Origin of the sequence: Micromonospora citrea (assembly GCF_049629545.1) — a bacterium.
Taxonomy (GTDB): domain Bacteria; phylum Actinomycetota; class Actinomycetes; order Mycobacteriales; family Micromonosporaceae; genus Micromonospora; species Micromonospora citrea_A.
The window spans coordinates 531376-557623 of sequence record NZ_JBNADX010000001.1; the positions used below are offsets into that span (position 1 = coordinate 531376).

24 protein-coding genes are annotated in these 26248 nt (G+C 73.5%); 13 read left to right on the forward strand and 11 right to left on the reverse strand.

What is annotated here, in order from left to right:
- Nucleotides 1–39: 39 nt before the first annotated feature.
- Nucleotides 40–660, reverse strand: a complete 621-nt coding sequence (locus ACPFP2_RS02280) for an L-threonylcarbamoyladenylate synthase (RefSeq protein WP_424085528.1) — start codon at nt 658–660, stop codon at nt 40–42.
- Nucleotides 661–809: 149 nt separating this feature from the next.
- Between ACPFP2_RS02280 and ACPFP2_RS02285 the strand changes: the two genes are divergently transcribed.
- A complete protein-coding gene (locus ACPFP2_RS02285) occupies nt 810–1784 on the forward strand; it encodes a DNA polymerase domain-containing protein (protein WP_424085530.1) in 975 nt (324 codons plus the stop codon).
- 146 nt (nt 1785–1930) lie between these two features.
- On the opposite strand, the gene ACPFP2_RS02290 is transcribed toward ACPFP2_RS02285, so the two are convergent.
- Complete coding sequence (locus ACPFP2_RS02290; protein WP_424085532.1) at nt 1931–2422, reverse strand: winged helix-turn-helix transcriptional regulator; 492 nt, start codon at nt 2420–2422, stop codon at nt 1931–1933.
- Between the two features lie 74 nt (nt 2423–2496).
- Here ACPFP2_RS02290 and ACPFP2_RS02295 point away from each other — a divergent pair, with 74 nt between their 5' ends.
- Both ACPFP2_RS02295 and ACPFP2_RS02300 read left to right on the forward strand, forming a co-directional pair.
- A complete protein-coding gene (locus ACPFP2_RS02295) occupies nt 2497–3084 on the forward strand; it encodes a dihydrofolate reductase family protein (protein ID WP_424085534.1) in 588 nt (195 codons plus the stop codon).
- Entirely contained in the window at nt 3078–3893 is an 816-nt protein-coding gene (locus ACPFP2_RS02300; protein WP_424085536.1) for an MBL fold metallo-hydrolase, read from the forward strand. The genes ACPFP2_RS02295 and ACPFP2_RS02300 overlap by 7 nt, the downstream gene beginning before the upstream one ends.
- Here ACPFP2_RS02300 and ACPFP2_RS02305 read toward each other — a convergent pair whose 3' ends face one another.
- Nucleotides 3894–4400 carry an Lrp/AsnC family transcriptional regulator gene (locus ACPFP2_RS02305; RefSeq protein ID WP_424085538.1) on the reverse strand — a complete coding sequence of 169 codons (507 nt, stop codon included), beginning with the start codon at nt 4398–4400 and terminating at the stop codon, nt 3894–3896. It abuts the gene before it with no gap.
- A gap of 72 nt (nt 4401–4472) precedes the next feature.
- Here ACPFP2_RS02305 and pdhA point away from each other — a divergent pair, with 72 nt between their 5' ends.
- The 5 genes from pdhA (at nt 4473) to ACPFP2_RS02330 (ending at nt 11371) form a co-directional block, all read left to right on the forward strand.
- The gene (gene pdhA / locus ACPFP2_RS02310) at nt 4473–5678 is read left to right on the forward strand and encodes a pyruvate dehydrogenase (acetyl-transferring) E1 component subunit alpha (RefSeq protein ID WP_424085699.1); all 1206 of its coding nucleotides are present in this window, start codon (nt 4473–4475) and stop codon (nt 5676–5678) included.
- Nucleotides 5678–6694 (forward strand): alpha-ketoacid dehydrogenase subunit beta, encoded by a 1017-nt coding sequence (locus ACPFP2_RS02315; RefSeq protein WP_424085539.1) that lies wholly within the window; start codon nt 5678–5680, stop codon nt 6692–6694. Before pdhA ends, ACPFP2_RS02315 begins: the two co-directional genes overlap by 1 nt.
- Nucleotides 6691–8118: a dihydrolipoamide acetyltransferase family protein gene (locus ACPFP2_RS02320; RefSeq protein WP_424085541.1), complete on the forward strand. Its 1428-nt coding sequence runs from the start codon at nt 6691–6693 to the stop codon at nt 8116–8118. The genes ACPFP2_RS02315 and ACPFP2_RS02320 overlap by 4 nt, the downstream gene beginning before the upstream one ends.
- Nucleotides 8119–8231: 113 nt before the next feature.
- Nucleotides 8232–9911: a right-handed parallel beta-helix repeat-containing protein gene (locus ACPFP2_RS02325; RefSeq protein WP_424085543.1), complete on the forward strand. Its 1680-nt coding sequence runs from the start codon at nt 8232–8234 to the stop codon at nt 9909–9911.
- A gap of 185 nt (nt 9912–10096) precedes the next feature.
- On the forward strand, nt 10097–11371 hold the full coding sequence (locus ACPFP2_RS02330) for an Ig-like domain-containing protein (protein WP_424085545.1): 1275 nt from the start codon (nt 10097–10099) through the stop codon (nt 11369–11371).
- Between the two features lie 104 nt (nt 11372–11475).
- On the opposite strand, the gene ACPFP2_RS02335 is transcribed toward ACPFP2_RS02330, so the two are convergent.
- Nucleotides 11476–12501 carry an SMP-30/gluconolactonase/LRE family protein gene (locus ACPFP2_RS02335; RefSeq protein ID WP_424085547.1) on the reverse strand — a complete coding sequence of 342 codons (1026 nt, stop codon included), beginning with the start codon at nt 12499–12501 and terminating at the stop codon, nt 11476–11478.
- A 169-nt stretch (nt 12502–12670) separates the two neighbouring features.
- On the opposite strand from ACPFP2_RS02335, the gene ACPFP2_RS02340 reads away from it, so the two are divergent.
- Nucleotides 12671–13039, forward strand: coding sequence for an STAS domain-containing protein (locus ACPFP2_RS02340; RefSeq protein ID WP_424085549.1), 369 nt, complete (start codon nt 12671–12673; stop codon nt 13037–13039).
- 122 nt (nt 13040–13161) lie between these two features.
- On the opposite strand, the gene ACPFP2_RS02345 is transcribed toward ACPFP2_RS02340, so the two are convergent.
- Both ACPFP2_RS02345 and ACPFP2_RS02350 read right to left on the reverse strand, forming a co-directional pair.
- Entirely contained in the window at nt 13162–13539 is a 378-nt protein-coding gene (locus ACPFP2_RS02345) for an FKBP-type peptidyl-prolyl cis-trans isomerase (RefSeq protein WP_091293694.1), read from the reverse strand.
- A 214-nt stretch (nt 13540–13753) separates the two neighbouring features.
- Nucleotides 13754–14320: a hypothetical protein gene (locus ACPFP2_RS02350; RefSeq protein WP_424085551.1), complete on the reverse strand. Its 567-nt coding sequence runs from the start codon at nt 14318–14320 to the stop codon at nt 13754–13756.
- A gap of 224 nt (nt 14321–14544) precedes the next feature.
- Between ACPFP2_RS02350 and ACPFP2_RS02355 the strand changes: the two genes are divergently transcribed.
- Nucleotides 14545–15243 carry a CBS domain-containing protein gene (locus tag ACPFP2_RS02355; RefSeq protein WP_424085553.1) on the forward strand — a complete coding sequence of 233 codons (699 nt, stop codon included), beginning with the start codon at nt 14545–14547 and terminating at the stop codon, nt 15241–15243.
- 164 nt (nt 15244–15407) lie between these two features.
- On the opposite strand, the gene ACPFP2_RS02360 is transcribed toward ACPFP2_RS02355, so the two are convergent.
- The 3 genes from ACPFP2_RS02360 to ACPFP2_RS02370 all read right to left on the reverse strand — a co-directional run bounded on the left by ACPFP2_RS02360 (nt 15408) and on the right by ACPFP2_RS02370 (nt 17918).
- Entirely contained in the window at nt 15408–15881 is a 474-nt protein-coding gene (locus ACPFP2_RS02360; protein WP_424085555.1) for a universal stress protein, read from the reverse strand.
- Between the two features lie 87 nt (nt 15882–15968).
- Nucleotides 15969–16688 carry a helical backbone metal receptor gene (locus ACPFP2_RS02365; protein WP_424085557.1) on the reverse strand — a complete coding sequence of 240 codons (720 nt, stop codon included), beginning with the start codon at nt 16686–16688 and terminating at the stop codon, nt 15969–15971.
- A gap of 126 nt (nt 16689–16814) precedes the next feature.
- A complete protein-coding gene (locus tag ACPFP2_RS02370; RefSeq protein WP_424085558.1) occupies nt 16815–17918 on the reverse strand; it encodes a DICT sensory domain-containing protein in 1104 nt (367 codons plus the stop codon).
- Nucleotides 17919–18054: 136 nt separating this feature from the next.
- On the opposite strand from ACPFP2_RS02370, the gene ACPFP2_RS02375 reads away from it, so the two are divergent.
- Both ACPFP2_RS02375 and ACPFP2_RS02380 read left to right on the forward strand, forming a co-directional pair.
- Nucleotides 18055–18939, forward strand: a complete 885-nt coding sequence (locus tag ACPFP2_RS02375; RefSeq protein WP_424085560.1) for a hypothetical protein — start codon at nt 18055–18057, stop codon at nt 18937–18939.
- Between the two features lie 320 nt (nt 18940–19259).
- Nucleotides 19260–20579: a hypothetical protein gene (locus ACPFP2_RS02380; protein ID WP_424085562.1), complete on the forward strand. Its 1320-nt coding sequence runs from the start codon at nt 19260–19262 to the stop codon at nt 20577–20579.
- 771 nt (nt 20580–21350) lie between these two features.
- Here ACPFP2_RS02380 and ACPFP2_RS02385 read toward each other — a convergent pair.
- Nucleotides 21351–21698: a histone-like nucleoid-structuring protein Lsr2 gene (locus ACPFP2_RS02385; RefSeq protein WP_424085564.1), complete on the reverse strand. Its 348-nt coding sequence runs from the start codon at nt 21696–21698 to the stop codon at nt 21351–21353.
- Between the two features lie 327 nt (nt 21699–22025).
- Here ACPFP2_RS02385 and lon point away from each other — a divergent pair, with 327 nt between their 5' ends.
- The gene (lon, locus tag ACPFP2_RS02390; protein WP_424085566.1) at nt 22026–24362 is read left to right on the forward strand and encodes an endopeptidase La; all 2337 of its coding nucleotides are present in this window, start codon (nt 22026–22028) and stop codon (nt 24360–24362) included.
- Nucleotides 24363–24414: 52 nt separating this feature from the next.
- Here lon and ACPFP2_RS02395 read toward each other — a convergent pair whose 3' ends face one another.
- Entirely contained in the window at nt 24415–26208 is a 1794-nt protein-coding gene (locus tag ACPFP2_RS02395; protein WP_424085568.1) for a DEAD/DEAH box helicase, read from the reverse strand.
- Nucleotides 26209–26248 lie beyond the last annotated feature (40 nt).

Below are 26248 nucleotides of genomic sequence, written 5' to 3' on the forward strand. Positions count from 1 at the left end.
GAGTGGATCACGTCATCCGGTCGGCCGGCGCGCGAGGGCCTACTCGAAGCGGGACGGGTCGCCGGCGCCCCGGCGGACGATCTCCGCCTCGCCCTGGGAGAAGTCGACCACGGTGGTGGGCAGGGTGCCGCACTCGCCGGAGTCGATGACCGCGTCGAGCACGTGGTCGAGCCGCTCCTTGATCTCCCAGCCCTGCGTCATCGGCTCGGCCTCGTCGGGCAGCAGCAGGGTGCTCGACACCAGCGGCTCGCCCAGCTCGGTCAGCAGCGCCTGCGCCACCGGGTGGTCGGGGATGCGCACGCCCACCGTCTTCTTCTTCGGGTGCAGCAGGCGGCGCGGCACCTCCTTCGTCGCCGGCAGGATGAACGTGTAGCTGCCCGGAGTGGCCGCCTTCAGCGACCGGAACAGGGCGTTGTTGATCTGGACGAGCTGGCCGAGCTGCGCGAAGTCCCGACACACCAGGGTGAAGTGGTGCCGGCCGTCGAGCTGGCGGATGTCCCGGATCCGGTCGATGCCGTCCCGGTTGCCCATCCGGCAGCCGAGGGCGAAGCACGAGTCCGTCGGGTACGCGATCAACCCGTCGGAGCGCAGCAGGTCGACCGCCCGGCTGATCGTCCGCGGCTGCGGGTTCTCCGGGTGCACGTCGAGGTACGTCGCCATGCCGGCAGCCTAGGAGCGCAGGTCCGGGCCGGCGGAGGCGGGCCCACCCGCACGCCTGCGCCGGCCGTCGCGACGCGTCGACTGCCGGTCGCCGCCGAGTCCCCGTGAGCCGGGCCCCGGTGTCGGAACCTGCCGTTACGGTGTGAGGCGTGGCGACGACGGCGGCCGAGGAGATCCAGGTCGGGGAGCGGGTCGTCCGGGTCTCCAGCCCGGACAAGCCCTACTTCCCGCAGCGTGGGCTGACCAAGTTGGACGTGGTGCGCTACTTCCTCGCCGTCGGCGACGGCATCCTGCGCGCCCTGCGGGACCGCCCCACCATGCTGGAACGCTGGCCGCGTGGGGTGTTCGAGGGGGCGAAGATCGGCACCCGGCAGGACAACCGGGGTGACGCCTTCTACCAGAAGCGCCTGCCCGCCGGCGCGCCCGACTGGGTGCGCACCGCGCACATCACCTTCCCCAGCGGCCGCACCGCCGACGAGGTCGCGCCGAGCGAGCTGGCCGTGGTGATCTGGGCGGCCAACCTGGGCACCCTGCGGTTCCACCCCTGGCCGGTCACCGCCGCCGACGTGGAGCACCCCGACCAGCTGCGGATCGACCTGGATCCGATGCCGGGCGTCGGCTTCGAGCAGGTGGTGCCGGTGGCACACGAGGTGCGGGCCTTCCTCGCCGAGCTGGGTCTGGTCGGCTACCCGAAGACCACCGGCGGCCGGGGCCTGCACGTCTACCTCTCCATCGAGCCCCGCTGGAGCTTCGGCGAGTGCCGGCGGGCGGTGCTGGCGCTCGGCCGGGAGATGCAGCGCCGCCGCCCCGACCTGGTCACCACCACGTGGTGGCGGGAGCAGCGCGACCGGCCGGTCTTCGTCGACTACAACCAGATGGCCCGCGACCACACGATGACCTCGGCGTACTCGATCCGGCCGACGCCGGCGGCGTTGGTGTCCGCGCCGTTGGACTGGTCGGAGCTGGACGACGCCCGCCCGGAGGACTTCGACGTGGCCGGCATGCCGGCCCGGTTCGCCGGGCGCGGCGACCCGCACGCCGGGCTGGACGAGCGGCGCTTCTCCCTGCAGCCCCTGCTGGAGCTGGCCGACCGGGAGGGGCTGGAGGCACCGTCGGAACGCTGAGCGCCCTTGGGCGTGTGTCGAAGTCCTGGCCGGCCTGTGGCGGGCCCAGGTGACGCCCGGCGGCGTTGGAGATCGGTCCGGATACGACACCGGTATTCGGACCGATCTCCGCCTTGCCGGACCCCACCTGGACTTCGACACGCGCCCTAGTCGCGGCGTTCCTGCTCGGCGGCGTAGGCGGCGTTCAGGCGTTCGAGCGGGCCCGGGCCGTCGTGGGGCTTCGGCGGGGCGTCGAGGTGGCGCACCCGGAGCTCGTCCATGAGCTCCTCGATGAACGCCGGGCCCGCGTCACGCATGATCCGCTGCCGGATCTGGAGCTCCTCGGTGCCCGGGCGCCAGTCGAGGCCCCAGTTGCCGAGCGCGTAGAGGACCGGAAGGGTCTGGATGCCGGCCTCGGTGAGGCTGTAGCGGGCGCGCTGCCCTCGCGCCGCGGTGCCGCGGGTGAGGATCCCCGCCTCGACGAGCCGCACGAGGCGGTCGGCGAGGATGTTCGAGGCGATGCCCTCGATCGACCCGGTGAGCAGCGCCCGGAAGTAGCGGCGGTCGCCGAAGATGACGTCGCGGAGCACGAGCAGCGTCCAGCGGTCTCCGAGCACCTCGACGGCCGCGTTGATCGGACACCCGGACCGTGGTTCCACGACTCCTCCTTGACAGGCACTTGGCCCCCAATATAGTGGTTGCAAATCGCAACCACTAGGGGAGGAGGGGGATGATGGGCCGCTTCCTGTACTGGATGAACGTGTCCCTCGACCTGCGGATCGAGCAAGTTCCCGGGGATGACGGCGCCGGCGAGTGGCTGCGCATCGACGAGGAGCTGCACCGGGAGTTCAACGCGCGGGCGCGAACGCTCGCGGGCATGGTCCAGGGCCGGGTCATCTACGAGACGATGGAGGAGTACTGGCCACGGGCGCGCGAGGACGCGTCGCTGCCGGACTTCATGCGTGAGTACGGCGAGATCTGGACCTCCGCGCCCAAGGTGCTCGTCTCCCGCACCCGCCACAGCGCCGATCACGGCACCCGGATCATCGGCGGGGACGACGCGATCGAGCAACTGGCCGCCCTCAAGGCTGAGACCGACGGCACCCTCGGTGTGGGCGGCGCGGCGCTCGCCACGCAGGTGCTCCGGGCGGGGCTTCTCGACGAACTGCTGCTCTTCACCCACCCGGCGATCCTCGGCTTCGGCCGGCCGCTGTTCGATGACTGGGACATGCCGATCGAGCTCGACCTGCTCGAGCAGCGATCGTTCAAGCAGGGCGTCACGATGCACCACTACGCCGTCCGGGAGGCGAGCTCGTGCTGAGGCAGGTCGCGGACGGCGTGTTGGTTCACGAGAGCGAATTCCTCCAGAGCAACACCATCGTCGTGCAAGGCCGCGCCGGCGTGTTGCTCATCGACCCCGGGTTGCAGGACCACGAACTGGCCTGCCTCGCGAACGACCTGTCCGCATCGGGCCGGACCGTCGTGGCGGGCTTCTCGACGCATCCGGATTGGGATCACCTGCTCTGGCACGCACAGCTCGGCGAAGCGCCCCGTTACGGCACGGCCCGCTGCGCGGCCGCTGTCCGGGAACAGCTGTCCGACCCGGACGCGAAGGCCCACATCACCGAACACCTGGCCGAGACGGAAATCGCCGGGCAGGTCCCGCTGGACCTGTACGGCCTCATCACCGCCCTGCCCGCCGGGACGGCGCGGATTCCCTGGGACGGCCCCGGAGTCCGGATCGTCGAGCATCAAGCGCATGCGCCGGGCCACGCGGCGCTGCTCGTCGAGGAGCGCGGGGTTCTCGTCGCCGGCGACATGCTCTCCGACGTCCTGGTCCCGATGCTCGACCTGGACGGCGCCGCCGACCCGATCGAGGACTACCTCGCGGCGTTGCGGCTGCTGGAGAGCGTGGCGGCCGACGTCGACGTCGTGGTCCCCGGCCACGGGTCGGTCGGCGGAGCCGGTCAGGTGCACGAGCGGATCGAGCGCGACCGGGCGTACGTGCTCGCCTTGCGTGACGGCCGCGAGCCCGATGACCCGCGGATCGGCCCCTCGGCCGAGCCAGGCTGGGAGTGGGTGAGCGATGTGCACCACGGGCAGGCTCAGGGCCTAACCGCTGGTGGCTAGCTAGTCCCAGGGGGTCTGTGCGCCGGTGAACTCCTCGAAGACCAGCCAGCTGCGGGTCGACAGCACCCCGGCGATGCCCTGCACCCGGTCCAGCACCACGTCCCGCAGGGTGGCGTTGTCCGGCGCGCGGACCAGGGCGAGCACGTCGTGCTCGCCGCTGAGCAGCGCGACGTGCTCCACGTAGCGCACCCGGGCCAGCTCCGCCGACACCTCCCGCCAGGTGTTCTGCTGGATGGTCAGCGCGATGTACGCCGAGGTGCCCAGCCCGGCGGGCTCCGGGGCGACCCGGGCGGCGAAGCCGGTGATCACCCCGTCGCGCAGCAGCCGTTCCACCCGGGCGTACGCGTTGGTGCGCGAGACGTGCACCCGTTCGGCGAGCGTACGGATGGACAGCCGGCCGTCGCGGACCAGTTCGTCCAGGATGCGTCGGTCGACCTCGTCCAGCGGGCCGGCCGAACGTCCCGTTCCGCCCGGCCCGCCCGGTGTCGGTGGGGTCTCCTGGCTCACATCAGCCCCCTGTTCATGCCATTCATCCCACGTTCACCGCGCGTCTTGAGTCAATCATCCAACGGCAGGAGCATAAGGCCACCACACGTCCAGGAGGTCCCCGCCGTGACGACCACACCCCAGGCGGTCCGCAGGGCATCCCCGCGCACCCGCCGGCCGGCCACCCCGGCCGCGCCGGACCCGTCCGCCGGCCTGCTGCCGCAGGCCGAGCCGGTCCGGCTGCTGAATCCGGACGGCACCCCGCTGCCGTCCCGCGCCGACTGTCCCGAGCCGCCCGTCGAGGCGCTGCGCGAGATGTACCGCCGGATGGTCGTCGGGCGTCGCTTCGACGTCCAGGCCACCGCGCTGACCAAGCAGGGCCGGCTCGCGGTCTACCCGTCCTCCCGCGGTCAGGAGGCCTGTCAGGTCGGCGCGGTCCTCGCGCTGCGCGACGACGACTGGGTCTTCCCCACCTACCGCGAGTCGATGGCGCTGACCTCCCGGGGCATCGACCCGGTCGAGGTGCTCACCCTGCTGCGCGGCGACTGGCACTGCGGGTACGACCCGGCGCAGCGGCACACCGCGCCGCAGTGCACCCCGCTGGCGACCCAGTGCGTGCACGCCGCCGGCCTGGCCTACGGCGAGTCCTACCAGGGGCGCGACACGGTGGCGCTGGCCTTCATCGGCGACGGGGCCACCAGCGAGGGCGACTTCCACGAGGGCGTGAACTTCGCCGCCGTGTTCAAGGCGCCGGTCGTGTACTTCGTGCAGAACAACAAGTACGCGATCAGCGTCCCGCTGTCCCGGCAGACCGCTGCGCCGAGCCTGGCGTACAAGGGCGTCGGCTACGGCGTGCCCAGCGAGCAGGTCGACGGCAACGACCCCGTCGCCGTGCTCGCGGTGCTCACCCGCGCGGTGGCGCACGCCCGTGCCGGGCACGGCCCGTTCCTGGTCGAGGCGCACACCTACCGGATGGAGCCGCACACCAACGCCGACGACGCCACCCGCTACCGGGACGCCGACGAGGTCGAGGCGTGGCGCGACCGCGACCCGGTCGCCCGGCTGGAGACCTACCTGCGGGCCCGGGGCGTGCTCGACGACGCCGCCGTGGCCGCGATCGCCGAGCAGGCCGAGGCGTACGCCGCCGACCTGCGCGAGCGGATGAACGCCCAGCCCACGGTCGAGCCGCTCAGCCTCTTCGACCACGTGTACGCCGAGCCGACCCCGCAGCTGGTGGAGCAGCGCGAGCAGGTCCGCGCCGAGCTGGCCGCCGCCAGGGACGAGGAGGGGGACGCCTGATGGCCACCATGACCATGGCGAAGGCGCTCAACGCCGCGCTCGCCGACGCGATGCTCGACGACGAGCGGGTGCTCGTCTTCGGTGAGGACGTCGGTCAGCTCGGCGGCGTCTTCCGGATCACCGACGGGCTCCAGGCCCGCTTCGGCGACAAGCGTTGCTTCGACACTCCGCTCGCTGAGGCCGGCATCGTCGGCTTCGCCGTCGGCCTGGCCATGTCCGGGCTGCGTCCGGTGGTGGAGATGCAGTTCGACGCGTTCGCGTACCCGGCGTTCGAGCAGATCGCCTCGCACGTGGCGAAGCTGCGCAACCGCACCCGCGGGTCGCTGAGCGTGCCCATCGTCATCCGGGTGCCGTACGCCGGTGGCATCGGCGGCGTCGAGCACCACTGCGACTCGTCCGAGGCGTACTACGCGCACACCCCGGGCCTGAAGGTGGTCACCCCGGCCACCGTGGAGGACGCGTACTCGCTGCTGCGCGAGGCGATCGAGGATCCGGACCCGGTCGTGTTCATGGAGCCGAAGAAGCTCTACTTCTCCAGCGCCGAGGCGGAGCTGCCGGCGCGTACCGCGCCGTTCGGCACGGCCGTCGTACGCCGGCCGGGCACCGACGCCACCCTGGTCGCGTACGGCCCGGCGGTGCCGGTGGCGATGGAGGCCGCCGAGGCCGCCCGCGAGGAGGGCTGGGACCTGGAGGTCGTCGACGTGCGCACCATCGTGCCGTTCGACGACGGCACCGTCGCCGCCTCGGTGCGCAGGACGGGCCGGTGCGTGGTGATCCAGGAGGCGCAGGGCTTCGCCGGGGTCGGCGCCGAGATCGCCGTCCGGGTGCAGGAGCGCTGCTTCCACGCCCTGCACGCCCCGGTGCTGCGGGTGTCCGGGCTGGACATCCCGTACCCGGCGCCGATGCTGGAGCACACCCACCTGCCGTCGGTGGACCGGGTGCTCGACACGGTGGCCCGCCTCCAGTGGGACGACCAGCCGGACGCCCGCTGGCTGCCGCAGGGGAGCGCGGCGTGACCACGGTGGAGCGGGCCCAGGTCTTCCTCCTGCCGGACCTGGGCGAGGGGCTGAGCGAGGCCGAGATCGTCGAGTGGCGGGTGGCCGTCGGTGACGTGGTCACCGTGGACCAGACCGTGGTGGAGGTGGAGACCGCCAAGGCCGTGGTCGACGTGCCCTGCCCGTACGCCGGTCGGGTCGTCGCCCTGCACGGCGCGGCGGGCGAGGTCCGCCCGGTCGGCCAGCCGCTGATCACCGTCGCGCCGCTGGACGGCGCGGGCTCCGACGACGGGGAGCCCGCCGGGCACGCCACCTACCGCGAGGAGGAGCGGGCCGGCTCCGGCAACGTGCTGATCGGGTACGGCACCGGGCACGGCAGCTCGGGCCGGCGCCGCCGCCGGCCCCGCCTGGCGGTCGCCCCCGAACCTGACGACCGCACGCCCGCCTCGACCGGCGCCCCCGCGGGTGTCGGCTCGGCGCAGGGCGCCGGCCGGACGACGCCGGGCGCTGCGACCGCGTCGGCCCCCGGTGACGCCGCGCCCGGCGGCGGGCCGGCCCCGCTGGTCATCTCGCCGATCGTGCGCCGGCTGGCGAAGGAGCGCGGCGTGGACCTGACGACGCTGCGCGGCACGGGGCCCGGCGGAGTGATCCGTCGCGCCGACGTGGAGGCCGCGACGGAGGCCCCGGCGGCCCGGCTCGCCGCCGTGCCGGACGCCGGACAGGCCCACGTCGGCCTCGCCCCGGCCGGCGAGGGTGACGTGGTCATCCCGCTCACCGGCATCCGCAAGGTGATCGCCGACAAGCTCTCCCGCAGCCGGCGGGAGATCCCCGAGGTGACCATCTGGGTCGACGTGGACGCCACCGGTCTGTTGGAGACCCGGGCGGCGATCAACGCGGCCACCCCGGACGCCCCGGTGAGCGTGCTGGCCCTGCTGGCCCGGATCTGCCTCAGCGGACTGCGGAAGTACCCGCAGCTCAACGCGCACGTCGACACCGAGGGGCAGCGGATCGTCCAGTCGGCCGGGGTGCACCTGGGCATCGCCGCGCAGACCGACCGGGGCCTGCTGGTGCCGGTGCTGCGCGACGCCCAGCGGCTCACCACCCGGGAGTTGGCCGCCGCGCTGGCGGAGACCACCGCCGCCGCGCGGGCCGGCACGCTGCCGCCGGCCCGGCTCACCGGCGGCACCTTCACCCTGAACAACTACGGGGTGTTCGGGGTGGACGGCTCCACCCCGATCATCAACCACCCGGAGGCGGCGCTGCTCGGGGTCGGCCGGATCGTGGACAAGCCCTGGGTGGTCGACGGGCAGCTCGCGGTGCGCAAGGTGACCCAGCTCAGCCTCACCTTCGACCACCGGGTCTGCGACGGCGGTGTGGCCGGCGGCTTCCTGCGGCACGTCGCCGACTGCGTCGAGCAGCCGGCGCTGCTGGTCGCCAACGTCTGAATCCGCCGCCCGGAGCCCCGGCACCGTCCACCCTCGGTGCCGGGGCTCCGGGCGTACCTGTTTCTCCCCGCGCGGACCGGGAATGCCAGCCCGGTCATCGAGGGGAGGGGCCGATGGCGCACCCGAACGTGCCCGGCGGTGTGCGGCTGCACCCGGTCGCCGGCGCGCCGCTGATGTGCAACGCGCGCGAACACGGGATGACGGGCGACGGGAAGACCAACGACCAGCCCGCGTTCGCCGCGCTGGTCGACCGGCTCGGTGACGCGTACTCGGCGGACGGGCGGGCCCGGGTGATCTACTGCCCGCCCGGGGTGTACTCGATCCGGGACGCCGGGACGGTCTGGCGCAGCGGGGTCTCCCTGATCGGCGCCGGTCCCGGCGCGACCCGGTTCGTGCTGAGCAATGCCGGCAACCGTGCCGACCCGGTTCCGCTGGCCTTCTACACCACCCAGTTGCACGGCGCGGATCCCGAACGCCACCTGGCGTACTGCACCTTCGCCGACTTCGAGATCGACGGCTCCGGGGTGTCGTCGGCCGAGTACAACCCCCTGGCCAAGGGGCTCGGGTTGCAGTACGTCGTGCGGGGCCTGTTCCGCAACCTCTACATCCACCACACCGCCGCGACCGGGCTGGGCTGCGACTTCCTCCAGGACACGCTGATCGACGGGGTGCTGGTCGTCGGCTGCGGACGGCTGGACAACGGCACCGAGATGGGTGGCGCGGGCATCGGCGTCGGGATCGGCGGGTGGGGCAGCGTCGAGCGGCTCAACGTGATCAACTGCTCGGCGGTCGGCAACTCCACGAACGGGATCTTCCTGGAGTTGCAGCAGAGCGGCGGCCTGCGCCCGCGCGGCATCCGGATCATCGGCTGCCACGCGCAGGGCAACCGGTTCGGCATCTCGGACTGGGGCGCCAACGGGCTGATCGTCTCCGCCTGCACCATGACCGGCAACCTGGAAGCCGGTTTCCACGTCTCGGCCAAGGGGACCACCGGCACGGCCGGGCGGGGCGGCATCCTCACCGACTGCGTGATCGACGGCAACATCCGCGACGGGGTCAGCATCGGCAACACGCCCGGGCCGTACACCATTCGGGGCAACCGGATCAGCGGCAACGGCCGCTACGGCTACCACCAGCGCAGTCTGGGCCGGGAGGAGCAGGATCAGGAGCACGCCCGCGAGATCGTCATCGAGAGCAACGACTTCTACGGCAACAGCGGCGACGCCATCCGCATCGACCGGCCGGTCCGGGACGCCATGCTGATCAACAACCGGATCCGCGCCAACGGGCGGCAGTGCTCGGGCGCCGAGTCCGGTGGCGGGGACTCGGTGCGCTACACCGAGAAGCTGGTCGTGGACCGCCAGGCGAACTGGCAGCACGACGGGCACCGGGGCAAGGTGGTCCGGGTCGGTGACCGGATGGCGGTGGTGGCCGCCAACGACGCGACCGAGCTCAGCCTCGCCCCGGTCCGCCCCGACTCGTTCACCGCCTGGAGCGCCGACACCCCGCCGCCCGGACAGCGGTACGAGCTGCCGGCGGCGGCCACCGTCCGGGCCGGGATCACCATCAACGCGCCGTTCGACTCGGCGACGATCCGGGGCAACCGGGTCTGGGACAGCCACGACGAGCGGACCCAGACCCACGGGCTGTGGATCACCGATCGGGGCAGCTGCGTCTCCTGCCGGGTCGAGGACAACGACTTCGCGGGCAACGTCGACGCCGCCGTCCGGCTGGACACCCCGCCCGTCGGTGGCCGGTGGGACCGCAACCACGGCGACGAGGACTGGGACTGACCGGTACGGCCGGTACGGTCCGTCCCAGCCACGCCGAACCGGGACGTGCCGCCCTTACGACGACCTGCCAGCACACGTACGGCCAAATGCCCGCCCGTTTGCGAGCAATTCCCGCGAAAGAGCGCCGCGCCGGGAGAAACGCCGTACAGAATGTGGCCAAGGGAAGCGGAAATGGGGGGCCGAACATGGACGTGAGGCGGCGATTGACGCTATTCGCGGTGACCATCGCAGCCACACCGTTGATCCTCGGCGGGTGCACCGCCGAACGGAGACCGGCCGACGGGTCGGCGCCCGGACGGGCGGCGGCGGATCTGGCGGTCACTGTCAGCCCGGTCGACCGGACGAGGGACGTGCCGGTCAGCGCGGAGGTCGGTACCAGCGTGACCGGGGGGAAGGTCACCGCCGTCACGCTCACCGACGACAAGGGCAGGAAGATCTCGGGGGAGCCCCGGGAGGACGGTTCGAGCTGGGTGCCGGGCGCCCCGCTGGAGAACGGCCGGACCTACACGGCCGAGGTGACCGCTACCGGTTCGTCGGGGCGCAGCACGGTGAAACGGACGACGTTCACCACCGCGCCGAAATCGAACAAGCAGGAAATCACCAGCACGCTGTATTTTGCCGGCAACCAGACGTACGGCACGGCGATGCCGGTGACGGTCGCATTCGATCCGGTGATTCCGAAAGAGGCCAGGGCGGCGGTGCAGCGCCGATTGTTCGTGAAGGTCGATCCGCCGCAGCCGGGCACCTGGTCGTGGCTGGAGGACGGCAGCCAGGTCTACTACCGGGCCCCGGACTTCTGGAAACCGGGTACGAGGATCAGCGTCCGCGCGGCGCTGGAGGGCCTGCCGATCGGCAAGGAGTACGTCGGCGACGACGACCGCAGGGCGACCTCGAAGATCGGCCGTCAGGTGGCTCTCGAGATCGACAACGCCACCAAGCAGATGTCGGTGTTCCAGGACCACAAGCTGGTCCGCAAGATCCCGGTGAGCCTCGGCAAGCCGAGTACGCCGAGTTCCAGCGGCAAGATGGTGATCATGGAGAAGCACCAGCAGACGACCTTCGACACCCGGGGCTCGGCCGACCCCTACGTGGTCGACGTCGAGGACGCCCAGCGCTACACCTGGGGCGGCGAGTTCATCCACGCCGCGCCGTGGTCGGAGGGGGACCAGGGCAACACCAACGTCTCGCACGGCTGCGCCAACATCTCGTCCTCGGCCGCCGACTGGTTGATGGGCGTCACCCAGGTCGGTGACCTGATCACGGTGAAGGGCACCGAGGTGCAGTTGGAGCCCGGCAACGGCTGGACGGCCTGGAACGTCAGCTGGGACGAGTTCGCCCGGGGCAGCGCGCTGCCCGTGCCGCCGGGGCTCAAGCCGGCGCCCGTCATGGGCCACGGGCACCCGGGCGCGGTGGCCGGCGGCTCGTCGCCCGCGCCGGGGCCGTCGGCCAGCGGCGGCTGACACCGCAGGGGAGGAACGGCCGGTACGACCGGCCCGCCGGACGGCGGGCCGGTCGCGGTCGTGCGGTCCGGTCAGGGTCGCGGGTGTCGACGTGATCGGCGCGGTCAGCCCAGGTCGACGCGGGCGATGCCGGCGCCGATCAGGCTGCCCAGCCAGAGCCGGTCGCCGTGCTGCCGGACCCCGGTGATCATCCAGTACGCCCCGCCCGGGCCGTGCAGGGTCCGCAGCACCGTCCCGTCGCCGTCGACCAGGGCGACCAGTCCGTACTTCTGCGGTTGCGGTCGTACCGCGTCGGGCAGCAGCGCCACCAGCTGCCGCAGCCGCGGGTGCGGCAGCAGCCGCTCGACCACGGGCAGCCGGGGGCTGGGCAGCGCGATCCAGTAGGTGCCGTCGCCGACGGCGGTCAGGTTGTCCGGGTACGCGGGCAGGTCGGCCAGCACGGTGACCGCACCGTCGGGCAGGGAGACCCGGACCAGCCGGTGGGTGCTCGTCTCGACCAGCATCAGCGCCGACTCGTCCGGGGTCAGCGCGACGCCGTTGGGGAAGTAGAGCCCCTCGGCCACCACCTCGGTGCGTCCGCTGTGCCGGTCGTGGGCCAGCACCCGCCCGTTGGGGCGGTGCTCCAGCAGGTCGTGCTTCCAGTGCGACAGCGGGAAGCGGTCGGAGGAGTCGGTGAAGTAGATGGTGCCGTCGCGGGCCACCGTGGCGTTGTCGGCCAGGTGCACCGGGGGAGCGGTGCCGGTCAGCTCCCGTACGGCCCCGTCGGGGGTGACCCGGAGCAGCCCCCGGTACGCGTCGCAGACCACCAGGGTGCCGTCGACCGGGTCCAGCTCGATGCCGAGGGGCCGGCCCCCGGTCTCGGCGAGCAGCTGGGGCGTGGTGCCGGCGGGCGCGTCGGCGGGCCACCACCAGAGCCGGCCGTCCTCGTCGCCGCTGACGACCCGGCCGTCGGGGTCGACGAGCACGTCCTCGGGACCGTGCGCGCCGGGCGGCAGGGGCAGCACCTCGGCGTGGTCGAGCCGGCGGTCGGTGGCGGCCCACGCCCCGTCCAGCGGCGGTGGGACGGTGGCCGGCTCGCGGACGGGCCGGATCAGGCGGGGCGGGCGCTGGCGCTGGCGCGGTACGACCATCGGGTCATTCTCGCCTGCCGATCCGCGTTCCGCCCGCCCGGGCGGCGTGTCGTGGCGCGTCTCCTCCTCAGGGAGGACCCGCCGACGGTCTCGGGGACCACCCGGGGTGTACCCGGATTCGACCCGTGGCAGGGCGGAAATGTCGGTGGGCGGGGCTAGGTTCGTCCGTATGGGACAGCGCGATGACCGGCTCCACGTGCAGCTCGGCGTGGGTGACGACGCGGTCGAGGTACGGGTGACCGGCGAGATCGACCTCGCCTCGGTCGGCGAGTTGCGGGCGGCGCTCTGGGCCGCCCCGGCCCGGCCGGTGCTGCGGGTCGACCTCTCCGGGGTCCGGCTGCTCTCCGCGGCCGGCGTCCGGGCGCTGCTCGCCGCGCGGCTGCGGGTGCGCGCCCGTGGCGGGGAACTGGTGCTGGCCGATCCTGATCCGGTGGTGTCGCGGGTGCTGCGCGTCACCGGCGTGCACCGGGTGATCCCGGTGGTGACGACGACGCCGGCCGGGCCCTGCCGGCGCAGCGAGTTGGCCGCCTGCGCCTGACCGGCGGGGCCGACCGCCGCCGGGCCGGTTGACGGGCGGCGGGGCGGGACGGGGTGACGGCCGGACCGGTGGGGGGCGGGCGTGTGCGGGGCCGCCGGCCGGACCGGCGACCCCGCGACCGGTCAGCGGACGCCGACCAGGTCGACGACGAAGACCAGGGTCTCGTTCGGCTTGATGACACCACCGGCGCCGCGCGCGCCGTAGCCCAGGTGCGGCGGGATGGTCAGCCGGCGGCGACCGCCGACCTTCATGCCGACCACGCCCTGGTCCCAGCCGGCGATGACCTGACCGCCGCCGAGCGGGAACTGGAAGCTCTCGCCCCGGTTCCAGGAGGCGTCGAACTCCCGGCCGGTGGAGTGGGAGACCCCGACGTAGTGGACCTCGGCCAGCTGACCCGGCCGGGCCTCGGGGCCCTCGCCCACGGTGATGTCCTCGATGACGAGCTCGGCCGGGGGCGCGCCCTCGATCGGGCCGACCTCGGGCTTGCCTGCCTGGGGCATGGTCATCTGTTGCTCTCCTGCCGTAGTGGCGGTGGCCCCGCGTGCGACGCGGCCACGGCCGTGATCGTCCGGTCGAGGTCGATCCTGCCCGATCGCGTCCCGCCGATGCCGGCCACACCCCGGGACACGGCGTCTGCGGGGCCGCCCGTCGCGGTCCCGCAGACGCCGGAAGGGGCGCCACCGGGTGGTGGCGCCCCTTCCGGGATCCGTCGGGTCACTTGAGCCAGCCGTACTTCCGGACGATCGGCAGGTTGCCCCAGGCCCGACCGAGGCCGACGGTGTTCTCCGCGCCGACCAGGGCGAGGCCGGCGAGCACCGCGGCGTAGATCAGGTGGTCGTCCATGAAGGGGTTGTTCTCGGGGGGCAGGACGGCGGTCCACATCAGGACCAGCAGCAGCGCGCCGGCCGCAGCGGCGATCCGCATCCCGATGCCGAGGACCAGGGCCACACCGATGCCCGCGAGACCGATCATGAAGAGCCAGTCGGCCCAGGTGGCGCCGGCGATGTCGTTGTAGATGCCCTTGAACGGGCCGGCCGCGCCGAAGGTCAGGAACCCCTTGGTCGGGCTGCCGCCGTTGATCCAGGCGTTCTTCGCTTCGGTGGCGTAACCGAGGCCGAAGGCCTTGTCGAGGAACGCCCAGAGGAAGATCCAGCCGAGGGCGATCCGGGTGCCGGCCCAGACGTACCGGGCGGCGCGCTGGCGGGTGGTCTCGGTCTCGGCCACCGGAGCGATGGTCCTGGCGGTGGTGTTCCGCTCGATCGTCGCGGTCATGATGTCCACGTCCCTTCTCTGCCTCGCACCGCGCTTTCCGGTGGCACATTCATTTCACCCCCGCGGCGCCTCGCCTAGCAGGGCCGACCGGGCCGTCCGAGGGCGGGACCTTGGACCCCGGAATGGGCCTGCGGGACGGGACCTTCGGCCCCGCGCAACCCGGCCCACCGCCCCTGACATGCCTGGTCAACGCGGTCGTAGCGTCGTGGTGCAGACCATCCGAGGAGGTCGTGATGAGGACGTGGCAGGTGGGCGACGTGATGACCCGGGACGTCGCGACGGTCAGTGAGGAGACCCCGTACCGCCAGATCGTCGACACGCTGATCCGGCGCGGGATCAGCGCCGTGCCGGTGGTGGACGGCTTCCGCCGGGTGCTGGGGGTGGTGTCCGAGGCCGACCTGCTGCACAAGGTCGAGCGGGCCGGCAATCCCGACGAGCGACGGGTCTTCGAGAGCCGGCGGCGGCGGACCGCCCGGGAGAAGGCCGACGCGCTGGTGGCGAAGGAGCTGATGACGGCGCCGGCCGTCACCACGTTCCCCGGGTCCACCCTGCCGGCCGCGGCCCGGCTGATGGACCGGGAGGCGGTCAAGCGGCTGCCGGTCCTCGACGACCTCGGCCGGCTGGTCGGCATCGTCACCCGCAGCGACCTGCTCCGCGTGCACCTGCGCACCGACGCCGAGATCCGTGAGGACGTGGTGCAGGAGGTGCTGCGCCGGGTGCTGGCAGTGCGCGACGGGCTGGTCACCGTGCAGGTGCGCGGCGGCGAGGTCACCCTGGACGGCCGGCTGGACCGGCGCAGCGCCACCGACCTCGCCGTCCGGCTCGCCGGCCAGGTCAGCGGCGTCGTCCGGGTCGTCGACCGGATCGGGTACGACGTGGACGACACGATCCTGGTCGAGTTGCCGCCGGGGCAGGTCACCCCGGTCGCCTGAGCCATCCTCCCCGGGCCCCGTCCACACCCCCTGGACGGGGCCCGCTCCCTGCCCCGGACTGGCCCCTCCCTGTACCCGGCGGCTTCCCGCCGAAGGGGCGGACGGTCCTGGACAGCGAATGGCGGCCGTCCCACGCGGGGAACGACCGCCACGTCCGGGACGGCTCAGCCGCGCAGCGCCGGCTCGTTCGTCGTCCGCGGCGCCGCCGCCGGCACCGGGATGACCACCACCGGGCAGTACGCCTTGCGTACGCACTCCTCGCTGACCGAGCCGAGCACGGTGTGCCGCAGTCGGTTGTGCCCGTGGCTGCCCAGCACCAGCAGGTCGGCGGTGCGGGCGGCGGCGGTGAGCACGTCCGCCGGCGGTCCCTCGACGACCTCGCCGGCCACCGTGGGGCCCGGTCCCTTGCGGACGGCCAGGCCCCGCAGCTCGTCGTCGAGGACCTCGGTCGCGCGCTGCCGCTCGTCGACGGGCGTGACCGTGTTCGCCGGGCCGAACTCGATCCGGTCCCACCGCCAGGCGACGACCGCCTGGACGCTGCCGCCGCGGGCCGTCGCCTCGTCGACCGCCCAGTCCAGCGCCCGCCGGCCGCCCTCGGATCCGTCGACCCCCACCACGATCAGTCGGTTGCTCTGCATGACGCACTCCTCTCCTCGTACCCGCAGTCCACCTCGGACGTGCCGGCGGGGACAGGCGCGAAGGGCCCGCCGACCACGGGTCCTTGGTCACCGGGTCGACGTGTCGAGCTGCGCGGCCAGCAGTCCGGGCGCCTCGGCCAGCGACGGGCCGTACCAGGTCAGGTGGCGGCCGGAGACCAGCGCGCAGGGCGTGCCGCCGAACGCCTCCGGACCGTCGGTGGCACTGAACCGGTACGGCTCGTCGGGGAGCACCACCAGCTCCGGTTCCCGGGCACGCAGCGCCGCGAGATCCGGCCGTGGGTACCGCTCGGGGTCGTCGCCGTACAGGTTGACCACGCCGAGGCGGCGCAGCACGTCCCCGGCGAAGGTGTCGCCGCCGAGCACCACCCAGGGCCGGCGCCACACCGGCACGACCGCCCGGCGTACGGCGGTCGGCGCGGGTGGGGTCGTCCAGGCCCGGCGCGCCGCGGCGAGCCAGCCCGGCTCCCCGGCGACGCCCAACGCGGCCAGCAGGTCGGCCAGTTCGGTCAACGCCTGCGGCACGGTACGCGGATACGTGACCCGCACCGGCACACCGGCCGCGGCCAGCGCGTCGGCGTCCTCGCGGCGGTTCTCCTCCACGTTGAGCAGCACCAGATCCGGCCGCAGGGCGAGCACCCGGTCCAGGTCGGGGTACTTGCTGCCGCCCACCCGGGCCACGTCCAGCCCCGCCGGGTGGGTGCACCAGTCGGTCGCGCCGACCAGCACCTCCGGCACGGTCACCGCGACCGCCTCGGTCAGCGACGGCACCAGCGAGACGACCCGCACGCCGTACTCCCTCCTGCGGCGCGGACCGCGCCGGTTCGTCGATGGCCGGGCGTCGCCGGTCCGGTCTCCGAGATCGTCCGCCGATGGCCGGGACCGGAGGTGGCGCTCCCGTGCCGGCCGGATCCGTCAGCCGTTGCCCGCGGTGACCGGCTCGCGGGCCACCGCCGCCACCGGCACCCCCTCCCGGGCCGCCCACCGCACCGCGTGCCGGACGTCGGCGACCGGCAGCGGCCGCCGATCGGTCACCGTCACCGCCGCGTGCACGGCGTACGCGACGAACGGGAACGAGCGGGCCAGCCCGGCCAGTTCGGTGTGCACCCGGGCGGCGACCGCGAGCGCCTCCTCCTCGGTCACCGCCGGCAGGATCAGCAGGTACTCGTCGGGGGCGAGGCGAACCGCCCGGTCGACCGGGCGCAGCGGGGCGGTGAGCGCGCCGACGACCGCCTGCGTCTCCCGGGCCGTGCTGCGCCGACCGAAGCGTTCCGGCGTGCCGGCCGGTTCGGCGACCCGGACGCCCACCAACGCCACCGGCAGGGTGCCGGAGGCGGTCACCCCCGCCAGGCCGGTCCACCGGCGCAACGTCGGCTCGTCGACCAGTCCCGCCTCCGACGGCTCGCCGATGGTCGCCGACGCGGCCCGGCGGGCACGCTCGGCGCGGGCGGCCATCAGCCGCAGCCCCGCCTCGGCGCGGCTCTCGCCGGGTGTGGCCGGCAGGTGACGGACCCGGTCGAGCACCTGGTCGACGGTGGCCAGCGCGGTCGCCGGGAGCCGGTCGGCCAGCCGGTCACGCAGCCGCACCACCTCGTGCAGCGCCTCGTCGCGGCGGAAGCCCCACCGGCCGTCGAAGAGCCGGCCGGCCTCCAGCGTGGCGGCGGGCTCCACCTCCCGTCGGTCCCGGGCCACCAGGGTGGCGCCGAAGCGTGGCGTGAGCGCCACCACGCTCCACTCCCGGGCCAGTTCCTCGGCGTCGTCGAGCGCCACCCCGTACGCCCCCGCGGGCAGCTCCGGCGGGGTCTCACCGACCAGGCCGACGACCGTCACCGCCGCGCCGGCGGCGATCCGCCGGTAGCGGGCCAGCTCCCGGGTGAAGTACGGCATCCGCTGGAACAGGGCGATCACCACCAGCGGCCCGTCCTCGGCGGTGGCGAGTGCGGCCTCCTCGATGGCGTGGGAGACCGTGACCAGACTCCGCTTGGTGAACCGTTGGGTCGGGGCCCCTGAGTGCAGCACGCGGTGAGCCTAGAGAAATCGATCGGCCCCCGCACCCTGGCGCCCGGGACCGCTCCGACCGCACCGGCGATCCGACGAGAGCGGTCGACGTCCTAGACTCGGCGGTCGACCGACCGAGCGGGAGGACCTGCCGACGATGACGCCCACCGCCACCGACGACGGTTCCCGGCTGCGGCCGGCGCCGGGCGACGGCGTCGGGTCGTTCACCCGGGCCGGTCAGCTCGTGCACGGCCGCCGACGTCTCGGGGAACTGGTGCCGCGACGCCCGGAGGGGATCACCGGGCACCAGTGGAGCGCGGCGACCCGGGAGGAGTTCGACCACGTCGTCTGCGCGGCCGACACCGGTCTGCCGCGCCTGGCGGTCTCCATCGGCCCGGCCGCGCCGGCCGGTTCGCCCGGGCAGCGCGCCGAGCGGATGCGCGACGCCGTCTGCGCCACGGTCGGTCTGCCCGTGCTGCGGATCGAGTCGCCGACGTTGCGCGCCGCCGAGCACGGCCGGCGGATCGTCACGTACGTCCTCGACGCCCGCGAGTACGCCGGTGGCGAGCCGGCCGACGGGCCGGACGCCGACGGGGCCGACCCGCCGGTCGGGTTCCGCGACATCGTCGGCCGGCTGCCGGACGGCCGCAGCGGCCACGTCAACGACCTCGGCGCGCTGACCCGGGCCGACGCCGTCGAGGCGTACGTGTCCCGGCGCCTGGCCGACCCGATCGTGCGCGGCCTGCACGTCCGCTTCCACGACGGGTCGGCCGAGGGCTGGAGCTGGGTGGAGGTGCGCCCCGGCCGGTGCCTGGTCGAGCGGGTGACCGTACGGGAGCACCGGTTCTGGTGCGGGGTCGACGCCGCCCGGCTGGCCGAGGACCTCGCCACCGTCGCGGTCGGGGAGCGGCTGCGCGTGCTGGAGACCGACGAGCCGACGCTGGTCGACCGGACCGTCCTGCGACAGGAGATCCGGGCGCTGCGGGACCGCCGCGACGAGATGGTGGGCGGCTTCGCCTTCGAGCACCTCTGCGTCGACTGACTCACCGCCGCCGTCGCTGACCGTACGCGGTCGATGGCCTTCGGTTCCCTTCCGTGCCGGTACGGCCGTCGTCGAAACTCCGTCGACGAATTCTGCGCTCCCGGTTGAACCATCGCCCACGGGGTTCCGTACTCAAGCGGGAATGGACACGGATCTTCCAGCCGCGCCACCCGACGCGGCGGACGGTGCGGAAAGGGCATCGTCGGCCATCGACGTGCGACCGGAACGTCGCAGTGATCCCGACGGGGTGACCCCACCCCGCATTCCGTCGCCCGGCGGGATCACGAGTCAGGTACCGGATCGAGAAGGAGAGCAATTCGATGCGCAGGTCCCCACGGGCGCGCCGGTCATCCGGTAACGCGCGGAGCAAGCGACTGCTGGCGGCGGTCGGCGCCCTCGCGGTCTTCGGCGGGATCGCCGCCGTGACGCAGATCTCGTCGGCGGGAGAACGTCGGCAGAGCGCCAACACGCGGACGGTCTCCTCGAACTGTGTGCAGCCGAGTCCCGGCGCCACCTCGCCCGGCGGCCGTGCCAGCACGACCCGGACGTGGCAGAACGGTCGCTGGGTGCGCAACCACTGGGGTGACGGCCAGATGTCGGTCGCCGAGTGCCAGTCCGTCAAGGCCGGCAACGCGCCGGTCACCACCCTCGCCTCCACCGTAAACTGCCCCGACGTGACCGGCCGGCTCCCGCAGATCCCCGATCGGGCCCGCAACGAGGTCGACCGCAACCTCGCCCTGCTGAAGACGCAGATCGACGAGGCGAACCGGCGGTTGGCGGCCGAGGGCAGCCGCAACGGGCAGGCCTTCGTCAACAACGCGATCCTCGGCCCGTTGGCCGACAAGCGCCGCGCGACGTTGAACCGGATCGCCACCGCGATCGGCCGGGTGGCGCAGCGCCCGCAGGGCCTGGACCAGCTCGCCCAGTGCACCGTCGTCGCCGGCAACGGCGGTCAGAACGGCGGTGCCAACAACGGCGGTCAGAACGGCGGCAACGACAACGGCGGCCAGAACGGCGGTAACGACAACGGCGGCCAGAACGGCGGCAACGACAACGGCGGGAACAACAACGGCGGGAACAACAACGGCAACGCGCTCGGCGTCCTGGCGAAGGACTGCGGAAACAGCCGCCTGCAGCCGCACGACGGTTTCCAGAACGGCAACCGCTGTGTCAGCACCGCCTTCGGCGAGGTCGGTGCGGCGGCCAACAACCCGTCGCTGCTGATCACCCAGTTCCCGAACCAGGTGCAGCGCAACCAGGCGTTCACCCTGCGCGTGTCGACCCGGAACCTGGTCCGCGACCGGTTCCTCGCGGCCGGGCAGGGCGGCTACTACCTGGAGAGCTCGGTCCTCAACGGCCAGGGCCTCACCCGCGGCCACTTCCACACCGCCTGCCGGATGTTGGAGAGCACCAACACCGCTCCGTCGAACCCCGAGGCCGTGCCGGCGTTCTTCGTGGCGACCGAGGACGGCCGGGGCGGCAACGAGGCCGACGAGGTGGTCATCCAGGTCCCGGGCCTGCCGCAGAACGGCACCGCGCAGTGCGCGGTCTGGGCCGGTGACGGCTCGCACCGGGTGCCGATGATGGAGCGGGCCAACCAGACCCCCGCCTTCGACGTGGTGCGCATCCAGGTCAACTGACCCGACGTACGTGACGGCTGCGGGCCGCCCGGGGCAACCTGGGCGGCCCGCAGCCGTATGCCCGGACCGACCCGCTGCCACCCGGCTCGGCAACTCGGCCTCCGGCTCGGCACCGGGCCGCCGCCGTCCTGGCATCGCAGCGACCTGCCGGCCAACTGCGGCCCGGCCGGTGTCCGACCCGGCCTGGCACCGGATCCGACGCCGCCGGAGCCGGACTTGCGCCGACCGCACCGCGATGGACCGGCGGACGGACGCGCGGCCTAGTCCGCGGCGGCGAGAGAGGCCGTCGGGAGTCCGCGTCGTACCGGCGCGCGTGCCGGCCCGGCTCGGTGGCAACCCGGTCGTGGTGACCAGCGGCGGCAAGGTCGCGGCGACGGCTCGACCGCGGTGGCGTCCCGATCCTGCCGGCCCAGCGATCAACCGTGTCCGCGCCGGGGGAGCCGCTACCGGCACGCCCGCGGGGCGCGCGTCAGCGCGCCGGAAACCGGCTGGGGTCGTCCACCACGTCGACGGGCGGGGGTGGGCTCATCGGGCGGCCGGGAGACCCGGGCCAGTGCCCGAGCGGGGCGCTGCCGGCGGGTGGGCCGGTCGAGGTGCCGGACCGGAGGTGGTGACGTCACGCGGCAGGTCGTCGACCGTGGGACGGGAAGTAACTCTCCTACGGCGGTGTCCGGCCGGGTGGAAATTGTGAACAGCGCGAAAAGCGCCGGGGTCGTCGCTGATTTCCCAGCGTGACCCCGGCGCGGCGGATCGTGACCCCGCCGGTGGTCGTCAGCGGTTCTTCCACGCCTCGACGACGTTGACGGGGATGCGCCCGCGCTCGGAAATCTCGTAGCCGTTCTTCGCGGCCCATTCGCGGATGGCCCGGTTCTGCTCACGGTCCATTCCGGAGACCCCGGCACGCGCCGGGCGGCGCGCCGGGCGGCCGGCGTCCACGTTGCCCCGCCCCATCCGCCGGCCAGCACTGATGTACGGGTCCAGTGCCTTGCGGAGCACCCCCGCGTTCTCGTCGGAGAGGTCGATGGTGTACGACGTGCCGTCCAGACTGAACTCGACGGTCCGATCGGCCTTTCCCCCGTCGAGGTCGTCGGTCAGAACGGTGATTACTTTCCTTGCCATCGCCATTACTCCCTGTGTCGGGCGGGGTGTGGCTAAGAGTTTGACGTATCCCACGGCAAATCCGCAACAATATGCGTCCCTTTCATTTGGCGGGTCGCGCAATCGTGGGAAAACCGCGCGTGGTCAATGCCGTGGGCCGGGGTGCCCGGTGAGCAGGCCGGCATGTCGGCTGACGGTGGACCGACGGCCCCGACGGTGACGCCGCTCCCGATCTGCCCGTACCGCTGCGGCGAACCGCGAACGTGCTCTGGCTCACACCGAGGAACAAGGGGAACGCTTTGTGACTTGAGCCTGTCACGCTCAACTCAACCCGATAGCAGGTGTTCGATGGCAACTCTTCCGGTACTTCCGCTGACCGACGCCGTCCTGCTGCCCGGCATGGTCATTCCGGTGACCCTCGACCCGACCACCCAGGCCGCGGTCGACGCGGCCCGCGCCACCGGCGACAAGAAGCTCCTCGCCGTGCCCCGCATCGACGGCGAGTACGGCTCCGTCGGTGTGATCGCCACCATCGAGAAGGTCGGCCGACTGCCCGACGGTGAACCGGCCGCCGTGGTGCGCGGCCTCGGCCGGGCCCGGATCGGCTCCGGCGTGCCCGGCCCCGGCGCCGCCCTCTGGGTCGAGGCGACCCCGCTCGACGAGCCCGCCCCGGCCGGCCGGGCCCGTGAACTCGCCCGCGAGTACCGCGCGCTGATGACCTCCGTCCTCCAGCAGCGGGGCGCCTGGCAGGTCATCGACGCCATGGAGCGGATGACCGACCTCTCCGAGCTGGCCGACGCGGCCGGCTACGCGCCCTGGCTCACCCTGGCGCAGAAGACCGACCTGCTCGCCGCGCCGGACGTCACCGCCCGGCTGGAGCTGCTGGTCGGCTGGGTGAAGGAGCACCTGGCCGAGCAGGAGGTCACCGAGCAGATCAACAACGACGTCCGCGAAGGGCTGGAGAAGTCCCAGCGGGAGTTCCTGCTGCGCCAGCAGCTCACCGCGATCCGCAAGGAACTCGGCGAGGACGAGCCGGACGGCTCCGCCGACTACCGGACCCGGGTCGAGTCCGCCGAGCTGCCCGAGAAGGTCCGCGAGGCGGCGCTGCGCGAGGTCGGCAAGCTGGAACGGGCCAGCGACGCCTCCCCGGAGGCCGGCTGGATCCGTACCTGGCTGGACACGGTGCTGGAGATGCCGTGGACCACGCGTACCGAGGACAACACCGACCTGGCCGCGGCCCGCGCGGTGCTCGACGCCGACCACGCCGGCCTGACCGACGTGAAGGACCGCATCCTGGAATACCTCGCGGTGCGCAACCGCCGCGCCGAGCGCAACCTCGGCGTGGTCGGCGGGCGCGGCTCCGGCGCGGTGCTCGCCCTCGCCGGCCCGCCCGGCGTCGGCAAGACCAGCCTCGGCGAGTCGGTCGCCCGGGCGCTCGGGCGCACCTTCGTCCGGGTCTCCCTCGGCGGCGTGCGCGACGAGGCGGAGATCCGTGGCCACCGGCGCACCTACGTCGGCGCGCTGCCCGGCCGGATCGTCCGCGCGCTGCGCGAGGCCGGCTCGATGAACCCGGTCGTGCTCCTCGACGAGGTGGACAAGCTGGCCGTCGGCTACTCCGGCGACCCGGCCGCCGCCCTGCTGGAGGTGCTCGACCCGGCGCAGAACCACACCTTCCGGGACCACTACCTGGAGGTCGACCTCGACCTGTCCGACGTGCTCTTCCTGGCCACCGCAAACGTGGTCGACGCCATCCCCGGCCCCCTGCTGGACCGGATGGAACTGGTCACCCTGGACGGCTACACCGAGGACGAGAAGGTCGCCATCGCCCGGGACCACCTGCTGCCCCGGCAGCGGGAACGGGCCGGACTCACCCCCGACGAGGTCACCGTCGCCGACGAGGCACTGGCCCGCATCGCCGGGGAGTACACCCGGGAGGCCGGCGTCCGGCAGCTCGAACGCGCCCTGGCCAAGATCCTGCGCAAGGTGGCGGTGGCCCTGGCCACCGACCCGCGGCCGGTCCGGGTGGACGACGACAACCTGGCCCGTTACCTGGGCCGGCCGAAGTTCACCCCGGAGTCGGCGGAGCGTACCGCGGTGCCCGGTGTGGCCACCGGCCTGGCGGTCACCGGGGCCGGCGGGGACGTGCTCTTCATCGAGGCGACCAGCATGGAGGGCGAGCCGGGGCTGACCCTCACCGGCCAGCTCGGCGACGTGATGAAGGAGTCCGCGCACATCGCGCTGTCGTACCTGCGCTCCAACGGGCGCCGGCTCGGCATCGACCCCAACGCCCTCGCCGGGCGGCGGATCCACCTGCACGTGCCGGCGGGCGCGGTGCCCAAGGACGGGCCCAGCGCCGGCATCACCATGGTGACCGCGCTGGCGTCGCTGGTGACCGGCCGGCCGGTGCGCCCCGAGTTCGGGATGACCGGTGAGGTGACCCTCTCCGGCCGGGTGCTGCCGATCGGCGGGGTGAAGCAGAAGCTGCTCGCCGCCCACCGGGCCGGCCTGACCGAGGTGATCATCCCGGCCCGCAACGAGCCGGACCTCGACGACCTGCCCACCGAGGTACGCGAGGCGCTGACCGTGCACACCCTCGCCGACGTCGCCGACGTGCTCGCCCTGGCGCTGCGTCCGGCCGACGTGGACGCGCAGACGCTCGGCGGCCAGACGCTCAGCCCGGCCTGAGCGCGTCGCCGAGGCCTCCGGCCGAACCCGGCCGGGGGCCTCGGCGCGAACGTCAGGGTCGGTCGCGCCGCTCGCGCCGCCCGCCGTCGAAGTCCCGGCGCTCGCGCCGGTCACCACCCTCGAAGCGCCGGTCGCCGCTCTCCCCGTCGCGGTCGCGGCGTACGGTCGCCTTGCGGCCCTTGATGGTGCTGCCGCGCAGCCCGGCGATCACCTCGTCGGCGACCCCGAGCGGCACCTCCACCAGCGAGAACCGGTCGGCGATCTCGATCGAGCCGATGTCCCGCCCGGCCAGCCCGGTCTCCCCGGTGATCGCGCCCACCAGGTCCTGCGGGCGCACGCCCGCGCGCCGGCCCAGCCCGATGAAGACCTGGGTGGTGCCGCCGGTGCGGGGCCGAGCGCCGCCGCGCCGCTCGCCCCGGCCGCCGACCTCCGGCCGGCCCTCCCGGGGGGCCCGGACCGCCACCTGGGGGATCTCCTCCTCGTCCTCGGTGGTGGGCCCGGCCGCCTCGTGGGCGAGCTTCACCGCCGCGAGCGCGACCTCCATCATGTCGAACTCGTCCGACAGCGACTCGACGATGACCCGGAACGGATCCAGGTCGTCCTCCAGCAGCGATTCGCGCAGCGCCGCCTGGGTCAGCTCCAGCCGTCGGGTGCGCAGGTCGGCCACCGTGGGGATCTTGTCGATAGCGATCCGCTGGCCGGTCACCCGTTCGATGGTCTTGAGCATCCGGTGCTCGCGCGGCTCGGCCAGGGTGATCGCCACACCTTCGCGCCCGGCCCGGCCGACCCGGCCGATCCGGTGCACGTACGACTCCGGCGCCGACGGCACGTCGTAGTTGACCACGTGGGTGAGCTGTTCGACGTCCAGGCCGCGGGCGGCCACGTCGGTGGCGACCAGCAGGTCGGCGGTGCCGGCGCGCAGCCGGCCCATAACCCGGTCGCGCTGCTCCTGGCTCATCCCGCCGTGCAGCGCCTCGGCCCGGTAGCCCCGGCCGTTCATCGTCTCGGTGAGCCGGTCCACCTCCTCGCGGCTGCGGCAGAAGACGATCGCGGCGGTGGGGGACTCCACGTCGAGCACCCGCCCCAGCGCGGCCGGCTTGTGCCCCCGGGCGACGATGTACGCGCTCTGCCGCACCCGGGGCGCCTCGCCGGCCACCGGCCGCTCCCGCTCGATCTGGATCCGCACCGGGTCGGTCAGGTGCTGCCGCGCCATCCCGTCGATCCGGGCGGGCATGGTGGCCGAGAAGAGCACCGTCTGCCGCTGCGCGGGCGCGTGCTCCAGGATCGCCTCGATGTCCTCGGCGAAGCCCATGTCGAGCATCTCGTCCGCCTCGTCGAGCACCACCGTGGCCAGGTCGCCCAGGCGCAGCGTGCCCCGGGCGATGTGGTCCAGCGCCCGGCCCGGGGTCGCCACCACCACGTCCACGCCCATGTCGAGCGCGCGCAGCTGCCGGCCGATCGGCTGCCCGCCGTAGATCGGCAGCACCCGGGCTCCCAGGTCCTTGCCGTAGCGGTGGAACGCCTCCGACACCTGTACCGCCAGCTCCCGGGTGGGCACCAGCACCAGCGCCACCGGGTCGCCCCCCGAGCGGCCGTCCGGCATCCGCTGCAGCAGCGGGAGCGCGAACGCGGCGGTCTTGCCCGTACCGGTGGCCGCCTGGCCGAGCAGGTCCTGCCCGGCCAGCAGGGGCGGGATCGCCTCCCGCTGGATCGGGGTCGGCTCCTCGTAGCCGAGGGCGGACAGCGCGCCGAGCAGTTCGGCGCGCAGCCCGAGATCCACGAAAGCGGTCGCCTCGTCGGCGCCGGAGGAGATGGTGGGGTCGGTCGGTGCGGGTGCGGAACTCATGGGCAAAGCTTTTCATCACCCCGGCCGGCCCGCTGCGGCG